This is a genomic window from Clostridium sp. HMP27 (assembly GCF_000765165.1).
Lineage (GTDB): Bacteria > Bacillota > Clostridia > Clostridiales > Clostridiaceae > Clostridium_AK.
Window position 1 is genome coordinate 1 of the sequence record NZ_JMFY01000050.1, and the last position, 11,656, is coordinate 11,656.

The 11,656-nt window shown below is 32.4% G+C and carries 9 protein-coding genes; 8 read left to right on the plus strand and 1 reads right to left on the minus strand.

Going from position 1 to position 11,656, the window contains the following annotated elements; genetic code table 11:
- Positions 1-120: 120 nt before the first annotated feature.
- The 7 genes from DP68_RS17385 to DP68_RS17415 all read left to right on the plus strand — a co-directional run bounded on the left by DP68_RS17385 (position 121) and on the right by DP68_RS17415 (position 9,528).
- Positions 121-1,734, plus strand: a complete 1,614-nt coding sequence (locus tag DP68_RS17385) for a BCCT family transporter (protein WP_052085888.1) — start codon at positions 121-123, stop codon at positions 1,732-1,734.
- A gap of 122 nt (positions 1,735-1,856) precedes the next feature.
- Positions 1,857-3,383, plus strand: a complete 1,527-nt coding sequence (locus DP68_RS17390) for an aromatic amino acid ammonia-lyase (RefSeq protein ID WP_035311687.1) — start codon at positions 1,857-1,859, stop codon at positions 3,381-3,383.
- Positions 3,384-3,503: 120 nt separating this feature from the next.
- Complete coding sequence (locus DP68_RS17395; protein WP_052085889.1) at positions 3,504-4,916, plus strand: YfcC family protein; 1,413 nt, start codon at positions 3,504-3,506, stop codon at positions 4,914-4,916.
- 149 nt (positions 4,917-5,065) lie between these two features.
- Positions 5,066-5,527 carry a (2Fe-2S)-binding protein gene (locus tag DP68_RS17400; protein WP_035311688.1) on the plus strand — a complete coding sequence of 154 codons (462 nt, stop codon included), beginning with the start codon at positions 5,066-5,068 and terminating at the stop codon, positions 5,525-5,527.
- Positions 5,528-5,551: 24 nt separating this feature from the next.
- Positions 5,552-6,400: an FAD binding domain-containing protein gene (locus DP68_RS17405; protein ID WP_052085890.1), complete on the plus strand. Its 849-nt coding sequence runs from the start codon at positions 5,552-5,554 to the stop codon at positions 6,398-6,400.
- A gap of 15 nt (positions 6,401-6,415) precedes the next feature.
- Positions 6,416-8,677: a molybdopterin cofactor-binding domain-containing protein gene (locus tag DP68_RS17410; RefSeq protein WP_035311689.1), complete on the plus strand. Its 2,262-nt coding sequence runs from the start codon at positions 6,416-6,418 to the stop codon at positions 8,675-8,677.
- A gap of 56 nt (positions 8,678-8,733) precedes the next feature.
- Entirely contained in the window at positions 8,734-9,528 is a 795-nt protein-coding gene (locus tag DP68_RS17415; protein WP_035311690.1) for an XdhC/CoxI family protein, read from the plus strand.
- Between the two features lie 111 nt (positions 9,529-9,639).
- Here the strand turns inward: DP68_RS17415 and ppx are convergent, their stop codons facing one another.
- Entirely contained in the window at positions 9,640-11,145 is a 1,506-nt protein-coding gene (ppx, locus tag DP68_RS17420) for an exopolyphosphatase (RefSeq protein WP_035311691.1), read from the minus strand.
- Between the two features lie 252 nt (positions 11,146-11,397).
- Between ppx and DP68_RS17425 the strand changes: the two genes are divergently transcribed.
- Positions 11,398-11,656 (plus strand): rubredoxin-like domain-containing protein (locus DP68_RS17425; RefSeq protein ID WP_035311692.1); only part of this gene is annotated, 259 nt, incomplete at its 3' end.

The following is an 11,656-nucleotide window of genomic DNA, read 5'->3' on the forward strand; positions in this document are numbered from 1 at the left end:
TAAAGGCTTATTTTTATAATAACTTTTTGACTTTTTTTTGACTAAAGCCTGATAAACTATAAATGAAATTTTAAATCTTTAGAAAATTAAAATAATAAATAATGTAAGGGGGAAAAGGGCATGGAAAAATCAAAGGTCAAAGCTCATATTAGATGGTCTATATTTATACCGATGAGCGTAATACTTTTAATTGCAATTATTACAGGGGTGGTAGCACCAGAGCAATTTTATAATGCACAAAATAAAATAGTTCAGTTTGCGTTTGAAGATTTCGGATGGTTGTTCCAAATATCTGGTAACTTATTTTTGTTTATTTGTATTTTTTTTATGTTTTCTAAGTATGGCGATATAAAATTTGGAGGACCTGATGCAAAACCTACGCTTAAGTATTGGGATTGGTTTGCAATAACACTTTGCGCAGGTATAGCTACTGGAATATGCTTTTGGGGAATTGCAGAACCAATAACTCACTTTATGAACCCTCCAAAGGAATTGGGACTAAAACCAGGAAGTGAAGCTGCTGCAAATTTCGCTATGACCACATCATTTATTCACTGGACGTTTATTCCATATGCCATGTATGCAATAGCAGGTTTAGGTATAGCTTTTTGTGTGCACAATATGAAACTTCCATATCAAATAAGTTCATTGCTTTACCCTATTTTTGGGAAAAAGGTTTATGGAACTGTAGGAGCAGTAGTAGATAATATTTGTATGTTTGCAATGGTAGGTGCTGTAGCAGCAGTACTTGGAGTTGGAGCTATGCAAATGGGAAGTGGGCTTAATGTACTTACAGGTATACAAACAGGAAAAACTCTATGGGTTATATTGTTAGCGCTTTTAGTAGTAGCATATATATTCTGTAGCTGGACAGGCCTTACAAAGGGTATAAGATGGTTATCAGATAAAAACTCAAAAATATATCTATTCTTAATGGTATTTATATTAGTTGTTGGACCAACTACATTTATATTAAAAATGGGAACACAAGGAGTAGGGGATTTTATTCAAAATTACTTTACAAGAACTCATTACTTAAGTCCCATTGAAGGTTCAGAATGGCCAAGATGGTGGCCTATATACTATTGGGCAATATGGCTTGCATATGCTCCAATGGAAGGAATGTTCTTTGCTTCGCTATGTAAAGGAAGAACTATAAGAGAATTTATAATTGTAAACCTAGTTTGTCCTGCAATATTTGGTATAGTTTGGTTTGCTGTATTTGGAGGAGCTGCAATAAATGTTCAATTAACTGGTGGTGGATTATGGGAAGCTATACAAAAGGGTGGATTAGAAGCCTCAGTATTTGCGTTCTTAAGCCATTATCCACTTTCTAAGGTTATTTCTTGGATTTTTGTAATAACTATATTTATTTCAATAGTAACACTTTGTGATTCTATGACTTCAACAGTTGCATCTTTAACAAGTACTGCATACAATGACGAGAACCAAGAAGCACCAGGATCACTTAAGATATACTGGGGAATTGCAATGGCTTCTATGGCTATAATAAACATTCTATGTACAGGTGGAGGGAAAATAACAGGAATAGATGCCACAAAGCAAATATCAACAGTTGCAGGATTTCCAATACTATTTTTGATGTTAATTATGGCTTATTGTACAGTTAGAATAATAGTTAAAAGTGAGAAGTATGATGTAGTTTGTCATCCTGAAACTGCTCAAGTAGAAGAAATTGTATTAGAATCAAAATCTAATGGAGAAACATTGTAGTAGATAAACAATAAATGATTTAGTTAAAAGTCGGCTAAGGCCGACTTTTAACTAATACTTTATTTTATAAAAGAGGTAATGACCTTGGGCTGTATTAAAAGATTGAAGGGAGAGTTTTAACTATGAGGGAAAAGACAATAGTGTTGAATGGTAAAGATTTAACTATAGATGATCTTAGTAAGGTTGCAAGGGAAGGTTACAAAGTAGAGATAAGTGAAGAAGGAAAAAATAAGTTGCTCCAGTCAAGAAAGCTTGTATTTGAGTTAGCAGACAGCAATATTCCTGTATATGGATTTAATACAGGGGTGGGCTGGAACAAGGATAAAAGAGTGTTCAAGGACTTCTTCCAAGAGTACAACACAAATTTAATACGTGCTCATTGTGTAGCAGTAGAGCCTGAGGCAAGTATTGAAGAAGTTAGGGCAGTAATGCTTACAAGGCTTAATACCTTGCTTTGTGGTTGTACGGGAATTCAGCCAGAAGTGGCTTTGATGTATGGAGAAATGCTAAATAGAAATGTAACACCAGTTATGCCAGAAAGAGGGTCTGTAGGAGAAGCAGATATAGCATGTTTATCTCATATAGGGCTTACAATGCTTGGTGAAGGAGATGCCTACTATAATGGAGTTAAAATGCCAGCAAAGGAAGCACTAGAAAGGGCAGGGCTAAATTCTGTAACATTAGGGCCTAAAGATGGACTTGCAATTGTAAGTTCAAATGCTCTAGCAGCAGGAGAAGGTGCATTAGTAGTAAAAGATGTAGAGGATTTACTGGACATTGCAGATATAGTATATTCATTATCTCTTGAAGGGCTTAATGGAAATACTTCACCACTTGATCCTAAAACTCATGAAGCTAGACCATTTCCAGGACAAAGATATAGTGCAGAAAAAATAACAAAATATCTTGAGGGTAGTTATATTTGGGAACCAGATTGGAAAAAGCCAGTACAAGATCCTCTAAGCTTTAGAGGCTCCGCACATGTGCATGGATCTGTAAGAGATGCGCTTGAATACGTAACAAAATATTTAACGATACAAATGAATTCATCAGATGATAATCCTTGTGTAATATTAGATGAAAGAAGAATGATATCTTGTTCAAATTTTGAACCAACTACTTGGGTACTTGGTTTTGAAATGTTAGGAATTGCGTTAAGTCACTTGTCAAAAGTCAGCTGTTATAGAACTATTAAATTAAGCACTCCTGATTTTACAAAGCTTCCAAGATTTTTATCTCCAGCAGATAATGTAATATGCTATGGAACCATACAAAAGGCATTTACATCATTAGATGCTGAGATAAGACATTTATCAAATCCATCAACTAGTGACTTCTTTTCCGTTGCAGGGGATATAGAAGATCATGCTAATAACTCACCATATGTGGTACAAAAGACTAGAAAAATTGTTGATAATTTAAGATATATATTAGGAATAGAAATGCTTCATGCAGCTCAAGCAATTGACTTAAGAAATGACATTCATCAAGGAAGAGGTACCAAAGTTGCATATGAAACTATAAGAGAAGTTATTCCATTTTATGATAAGGATAGAAATCTAACAGAAGATATAAGGAAAGCCTATGAACTTATAAAATCAAATGAGATTTTAAATAGAGTAAGAGAAGAAATGAACAAAAATAATTAGATAAATATGAATGAAAATATATTCGAAAGTTTCTCAATAAGGTACTAAAGCCAAAAAATATGTATTTTAGACTAACATTAATAATATCTAACTAAATATATTTTTGGGGAGGAATATTAAATGTTAAAGGAAAATAAGATGCCAGTTAAGAGAAAGTTTCAAATGCCAGATGGATTTGTTGTGCTATTCATTTTGGTAGCTATAGTAGCTGTTATGACTTATCTAGTTCCAGCGGGTGAATTTAAGAGAATAACGGCAAATGGAAAAACTATAGTAGATGCAAGTAGCTTTAAATATATAAATCAAACTCCAATAAGTTTTTTTAACTTTTTTAAGGCTATTCCATTAGGAATTCAAGCAGCTTCTCAGTTAATTATAATGATTCTAATAATAGGGGGAGCTATCAGGGTATTTGATGGAACAGGTGCTATAAAAGCATCATTATTCAAACTAAGGCAAGCCATGGGTGAGGAAAAAGGTTCAGTAGTTTTAGTGGCTATAATAATATTTTTTGGTTGTCTTGGGGCATTTCCAGGAATGCTTGAGGCAGCCATACCTTTTGCACCTTTGTGCGTAGCTATATCATTAGAACTTGGATATGATGTTTTGGTTGGAATATACATTGCTCTTGTATCGATTGTAATAGGGTGGTCAGCAGGATGTACTAATCCCTGGACTACAGGGATAGGTCAAAGCTTAGCGCAGCTACCTATGTTTTCTGGATTAGGTTATAGATTGATAGTATTTATAGTATTTATGGGAGTGGCTATTTTATTTATTGTAAGGTATGCCGGTAAAATAAAAAAAGACCCAACAAAAAGCATAGTATATGGAATGAATTTAGGACATTTAAATGTAAGTAATAATGGTGAAGAAATAGAGTTTACTTTAAGGCATAAAATAGTATTATTAGTTTTTGCTGCAACTATAGGAATTATAGTATATGGCTCCATACAGTGGAAATGGGGAATGATTGAAATGTCAGCTGTGTATATTATAGGAGCTATAATTGGAGGAATATTTGCAGGTTATAGTGCTAATAAAATAGCTAGTGAAATATTAGAGGGTGGAAGAGCTATATTTATTGGAGCAATGGCAGTAGGATTAGCAAGAACAATACAAGTAATAATGGAGCAAGGACATATATCAGATACTATAGTTCATGGTTTGGCATCTCTATTAAGTGGCATGTCACCAACAGTAAATGCAATAGGGATGTTTATAATTCAAACAATAATAAACTTTTTCGTACCTTCAGGAAGTGGTCAAGCAGTTGTAACATTGCCTATAATGCTTCCTGTTGCAGACTTAATACATCTTAATAGACAAATAGCTATTTTAGCCTTTCAATTTGGAGATGGATTATCAAATTTATGTTATCCAACAGTAGGTGGGTTAATAGCATTCTTGGCATATACAAAAGTTCCATTTAATAAGTGGCTTAAATTTATAATGCCATTTATGACATTAATATGGATTGCAGCTGTAGTAATGCTTATTGGAGCAGTAGCCATAAATTTTGGACCAATGTAAATAAGATTTAAATATAAGGTGATGTTTATAATGTTAAAACATCACCTTATATTACTAACAACATGAATATGAAGCTATTTTGTGACTTTTTTTAGACTTTTAGATGATAACATTAATTTAAATAGTTAATATGAGGGAGCTGAAAAGAGATGCTAATATACTTAAAAGTAAATGAAATTAACCATGAATTAGATATAGATCCAGCTAAAAGGCTACTTGATATATTAAGAGAAGATTTAGAACTTACGGGAACAAAAGAGGGATGTAGTGAAGGGGAATGTGGTGCCTGCACAGTTATAATGAACGGCAAAGCAGTAAATTCATGTACCGTGCTTGGAATACAAGCAAGGGATAAAGAAATATTTACTATAGAATACTTAGAAAAGGATGGGGAACTTGATCAGCTGCAAAAGTCCTTCATAAAAAAAGGGGCAGTACAATGTGGATTTTGCACACCAGGAATGCTTATGTCCTGTAAGGCCCTTCTTATGAAAAATCCAAATCCTACATCTGAAGATATAAAAAGAGCTATAGAAGGAAATTTATGCAGATGTACAGGATATACCAAAATAATTGAAGCAGTTATAGATGCCATTACTGTAGAAAAATAATAAAGCTTTATGGGAGGTAAAATTATGACTATGAAAGCAGAAACTCCAAAGAACTTAGAAGAGCTTAAATCTTTACTTAAAAATATAGATGATAATACTTACTTTATAGCTGGGGGCACAGATTTTATTATAAAGATGAGGGAAAAGGGATTATATAATATCAATGTAATAGATCTTTCAGGAATAGAAGAACTTAAATATATAAAAGAAGAGGATAACTTTTTAAAGATAGGTGCAAACACTACTTTTTCAGAAATAGAATATAACCATACAGTAAATAAATATTTTAAATGCTTAAGAGAATCAGCAGAAAAAGTGGGTTCTACCCAAATAAGGAATACTGCAACTATGGCTGGAAATATAGCAAATGCATCTCCTGCGGCAGATTCCATCCCAGCACTTTTATCATTGGATGCTAAAGTGAAAACCATAAACAAATTTGGACAAGAGAATATTAGGGAACTGGATGATGTAGTAATAGGATTAGAAAAGAATAATTTAAAACTTGGAGAAATTATTACTGAAATATTAGTTCCTTTAAAATATAAAGAATATAAAACCTCATTTGTAAAGATAGGAAGTAGAAGTACTGTAACAATTTCAAAATTAAGTATTTCGGTATCACTGAAATATGAGGACAGGATTAAAGATGTAAAAGTAACAATAGGGTCACTAGGGCCTAAAGCTTTCAGGTCTAAAATAGCTGAGGAATTATTAGAAGGCAGAGCTTTTACAAATAATCTTTTAGAAGAATTTAAAAATGTTCTTCAAAAACAAGTAGACCTGTCCATACCTACAAGGCAATCGAGACCTTATAAAAGAGAAGCAATAAGGGGACTTGCCGAGAACGTCTTTAGAAATATATTTGAATAACGGGATGGTGATAATATGGCAGAGGAATTTAGATATATAGGAAACTATGTTCCAGTACATGATGTAAATGAAAAGGTGACAGGAAAATTAAAATATGTAAGTGATATGAAACTTGAAGGTATGCTTTATGGAAAACTTTTATTAAGTGATGTAGCTCATGCAATAATAAAAAGTATAGATATAGATGAAGCGGAAAAGCTGCCTGGGGTTGTAAAGATATACACACATAAAAATACACCTAAAAATTATTATAATTCACATAGATGGTATGAAGCTTTAGAAACGATAAAAGACGAGTTAATGTTTGATAGTGAAGTAAGATTTGTAGGAGATAGAGTAGCGCTTGTAGTTGCTAAAGATAATCTAGCTGCTGAAAGAGCAGTTAAGCTCATAAAAGTGGAATATGAGAGACTTCCTGTAGTTGTAGACCCTAGGGAAGCTCTTAATAAAAATTCCTTTAAAATTCATGAAGAAAATAATAATCATGTAATGGATAAGAAAATTGAATATGGAGATAGCAGAAGAGCCTTTGAAAAAGCTGATTTAATAATTGAGGACACTATAATTACACCTAAAATACATCATGCAGCTATGGAAACTCATTTGGCAATAGCTAAAATAGATGAATTTAATAATATAATAATTTATTCTCCATGCCAGGAGGTTTTCCAAAGCCAGCTTGTAGTGTCTGATGCACTTAATATACCTAAAAGAAAGATAAGGGTAATAAAGTCACCTATGGGAGGTTCCTTTGGTGGAAAAACTCATCCTATAGTAGAACCAATATGTGCCTATGTAGCCTTAGACTTAAAAAAACCTATTAAAATTCAAATGGATAGAAATCAAACTATAGTAGGCAGCAGAACAAGACATAATGTTATAGGAAATGTGAAAACTGCTGTGACAAAGGATGGAGATATTTTAGGAAGAGAAATTGAAGTGATAGTAGATACTGGAGCATATTTTACAAATGGAGATGCACTTTGTATGTCCATGGGTAAAAAACTATCTAGGCTTTATAGAATAGAAAATCAAAAATACACAGCTCATGTGGTATATACAAACACCCCTATAGGAGGAGCCTGCAGAGGATATGGAGCACCACAAATACATGCTATTACTGAAATAAATATAGATAATACAGCGAGGAAATTAAACATGGATCCTACAGAATTCAGACTTAAAAATCTAGTACATCCCTATGATAAAGATTTAGCTAAGGGAGTGGATTTAGGTAACGCTAGAGTAGTTGATTGTGTAAGTAGAGGGGTAGAAAAGTTTAACTGGAAGAAAAGATGGAGCAATACACATTTTGATGGAAGATATGCCACAGGAGTTGGAATGGCTTGTGTTACCCATGGGAATGGATATTATGGAGCATACCCAGATTTTACTACAGCTACAATACAAATGGATACTGATGGAAGTGTACTTTTGAAGGAAACAGTACATGACTTAGGATGTGGAACTGTAACTGTTATGAGGCAAATAGTAGCGGAAACCTTAGATATGGATATTGAAAAAGTAACAGCACTGGAGGGAGATACTTTTGTAACTCCTTATGATTCAGCAGGAACTCAAGCAAGTAGGGTCACCTATGTAAATGGAGGAGCAGCTAAAAAAGTTTCGGAATTACTTAAGGAAAGAATAAAAAGTTATGCTGCTAAAATACTCGAATGCAGTGAAGAAGATATAGTTATAAAAAATGAAAGGGTATGGAATAGAAACGATGAAGATAAGATTTTAAGTTATGGAGAAATAGTGGTTTTAGCTGAGAAAAAGTTTAGTGATGATATGTCTGTAACTTACACTTATCATTCCCCAGCAAATCCAGGGGTATATGCAGCGGTATTTGCAGAGATTACAGTGGATACTTTAACTGGAATGACTAAAGTTAATGAGATATTAGCTGTACATGATATAGGAAGAGCTATAAATAAAACCTTTGTAGAGGGGCAAATACAAGGAGCGGCACAAATGGGCATAGGTTATGCTTTGACAGAAGAAATAGAAATAGATAACAATGGAAGAATTAAAAGTAACAGCTTTAGTAAATACCATTTAATAAATGCTCCAGATATGCCTAAGGTAAATATGGATTTAATTGAATATCCAGATGAATACGGCCCCTATGGTGCAAAGAGTGTTGGTGAAATTGCAACAAATGGAATAGCTCCAGCTATTATAAATGCCATAAATAATGCTCTTAAGTTAAATATAACTGAATTTCCAGCAACCCCAGAGAGAATAATATCTGCTTTAAAAAATAGAAAATAAAGGATATAATTATAATATAAGTAATATTATAACTAAAAAACTGGGGGTTAATTAACATGGAAGCAAGGATAATGGAAGAAGTACTAAAGAAAGTCCATGAAAATAAAAAATGTTCCTTGGCAATGATAACTGAAGTTCAAGGATCCTCTCCGGGGAAAATTAACGCAATGATGGCTGTATTTGAAGATGGTACAACTTACGGAACTATAGGTGGAGGAAAACTTGAATATACAGCTATCAAAGATTCCTTAGAGTGTATGGAAAAGGGTACAAGTAAGGAATTTACTTATGCATTGCAAACCGGTGAGGGGGGCTTGCAAATGGATTGTGGGGGACAAACTAAAGTATTTGTAAAATCTTTTTTACCTACACCTAAACTTTTAATAGTTGGGGGTGGACATGTAGGTATGGAGCTTGCAAAAGTTAGTAAGTTTTTAAATTACTATACAGTAGTATTTGATGATAGAGAAGAATATGCAAATAAAGAAAGATTTAAAGATGTAGAAGAAACCATTGTAGGAGATTTTAAAGAAAACTTAAGTAAATATCACATTGATGAAAACACCTATATAATAATAGTAACCAGGGGACATTTATGTGATGAAATAGCTTTAGAGAGTGTAATTAATTCAAAGGCTAAATATATAGGTATGATAGGAAGTAAGGGAAAAGTTATAAATATGATTAATAGGCTTAAAGAAAAAGGAGTAGATAAAGAGGCCTTAGAGAGGGTATATGCTCCTATAGGGCTAAAGCTTGGAGGCAATGAACCAAATGAAATTGCTATAAGCATATTTGCAGAAATTTTAATGATTAAAAATGGCGGAAGCTTAAAACATATGAAACTTTAAAAATGTCTTCATCCACACTGCTGAAGGAGGGAATTTCGCTTTTGCGAAATTCCTTTAAATTAATACTTATCAAAGAGCTGACAAGCCCGCAGACCGATAGGTCATAAAATATTAATCACCTACTATAATAAGCTTCTTTTTAAACAGCTTCTTAAATTTATCTGAAGCTATTAAGGCTTCATTAATTTCTAAGGAAGAATCATTTTTAGAGTGAAGTTTTAATGTTACGGAGCTTTCATCAATAATAACATCTGCTCGCTCTACATTACCATTTAAACCTCTATCCAGACTTTCTGATATTTGAAGAAGCACTCCTAATTTTTCAATTATTTGTAGTTCTTCTCTTTTTATAAGTTTTTTATGATATGGCTCAGTTAAGACAAAATCATGTTTTCTATGAAGAGCTGCAATATATGCAGAAATCAAAATGTCTTTATGGCAAAGCCCATATAAACTGGAATTTAAAATCATGTAAAAAGAATGTTTATGGTGATTATGATAATCTAAGGTAATACCACAATCATGCAACAGGGAAGAAACTTTTAGTATTTTTGAAAAATCTCTTGGAGCTTTAATTAAACTTTTTAATTGAGTATATAGAGATAAACACATATTCAATACTCTCTCAGCATGAACTATATTAACGTTATAATTTATCATAATATTTCTTAAGGAGAAATCTAATACATCGTCTAATATAGAATTATCTTTTAAAATATAGCTATACAAAATTCCGTCTCTTAAGCCTTTTGAGCTTACATATATTTCAGAAATATTACAGTATTCTATTACAGCATTTACAACAGAAACTGCATTTGGAAATATATCTATTCTATCTATAGAAAGTCCTTTTACCTTCTTTCTAGAGCTTATGGTTTTGCAAACAACAAAATTATATATTTCCTTTACTTGTTCTGGAGTCATTTGATAGTTATGAATTGTATCAAATGGATATTTGATTTTTCTTCTATGTATTTTTGCTATATTTCTTACAGTACCACCAATTCCAACTAACGGAATACCTCTTATATTCTTTATCCAAGGAGCTTTAATAAAAAACTCCTTAATATAATCTTTAAGATGGCTTTCGTTAATCATACACCCCTTGCCAGACAGTTTAAACTTTTCTGCTAGACTTAGTGCTCCAAAAGGAAAGCTTATAGAATTCTTAATTTGTTTATTTCTAACCTCTATAAGTTCAGTGCTTGCACCACCTATATCAATCATAAGACAATCACTAATATTTAAGCTATTTATACCACCTAGGAAATCATAGTAAGCCTCCATATTACCATCAATTATTTCTATATTTATTTGGGTTTCTCTATAAACATTTCGTATAAACTCTTCTCTGTTAGATGCTTTCCTTACAGCTTCAGTGGCTATAGCTATTATTTCATCAACACTTAATTCATCACAAAGCTTCTTGAAAAACCCTAAAGTGTCTATGGCCTTTTTCATTCTTTTAGAACATAAGCTGCCATTTTTATTTATATCTTTACCAAGTCTCACTGTTTCTTTAAACTCATCTATAACTTTAAAATATTCATTATTTATATCCACTATAACAAGTCTTATGGAATTAGAACCTATATCTATAACACTAATTCTTTTCATAATTAGTCTCCTCTCACTAGATATTATTTATATATTATTTGAAAAGATATCATAGTTCAATTCATTTTTATACAATAAGGAAAAAATTTTAAATTTATTTTAAAAAAGGTATTGATAATTAATAGTAATTATTATATAATAATAATTGCAAACAAGAGAACGCAAAATTAAATTAATAATTAAAAATGATAATAACCCCATAAGATGGGATTAGAAATAAAAAAATAGGTAATTTTAGGGAGGATTTTTATTATGAAAAAATTTGTATGTACAGTATGTGGATATATTTATGAAGGAGAAGCAGCACCAGAAAAGTGCCCACAGTGTGGTGTGCCAGCTGATAAGTTTATAGAAAAAGTTGAAGGAGAGTTTACTTGGGCAGATGAGCATAAAATAGGGGTTGCAGACGGTGTTGATCCAGAGGTTATAGAAGGATTAGGAGCAAACTACACAGAAGAAGGAACAGAGGTTGGAATGTATCTTGCAATGTCAAGCCAACATGATAGAGAGG

What these genes read in the sequence shown, in the direction of transcription:
- DP68_RS17415 (WP_035311690.1), top strand. Translation starts at nt 8,734, where the DNA reads ATGGAAGCAAGGATAATGGAAGAAGTACTAAAGAAAGTCCATGAAAAT.
- DP68_RS17405 (WP_052085890.1), top strand. Translation starts at nt 5,552, where the DNA reads ATGACTATGAAAGCAGAAACTCCAAAGAACTTAGAAGAGCTTAAATCT.
- DP68_RS17390 (WP_035311687.1), top strand. Translation starts at nt 1,857, where the DNA reads ATGAGGGAAAAGACAATAGTGTTGAATGGTAAAGATTTAACTATAGAT.
- ppx (WP_035311691.1), bottom strand. Translation starts at nt 11,145, where the DNA reads ATGAAAAGAATTAGTGTTATAGATATAGGTTCTAATTCCATAAGACTT.
- DP68_RS17410 (WP_035311689.1), top strand. Translation starts at nt 6,416, where the DNA reads ATGGCAGAGGAATTTAGATATATAGGAAACTATGTTCCAGTACATGAT.
- DP68_RS17395 (WP_052085889.1), top strand. Translation starts at nt 3,504, where the DNA reads ATGTTAAAGGAAAATAAGATGCCAGTTAAGAGAAAGTTTCAAATGCCA.
- DP68_RS17400 (WP_035311688.1), top strand. Translation starts at nt 5,066, where the DNA reads ATGCTAATATACTTAAAAGTAAATGAAATTAACCATGAATTAGATATA.
- DP68_RS17385 (WP_052085888.1), top strand. Translation starts at nt 121, where the DNA reads ATGGAAAAATCAAAGGTCAAAGCTCATATTAGATGGTCTATATTTATA.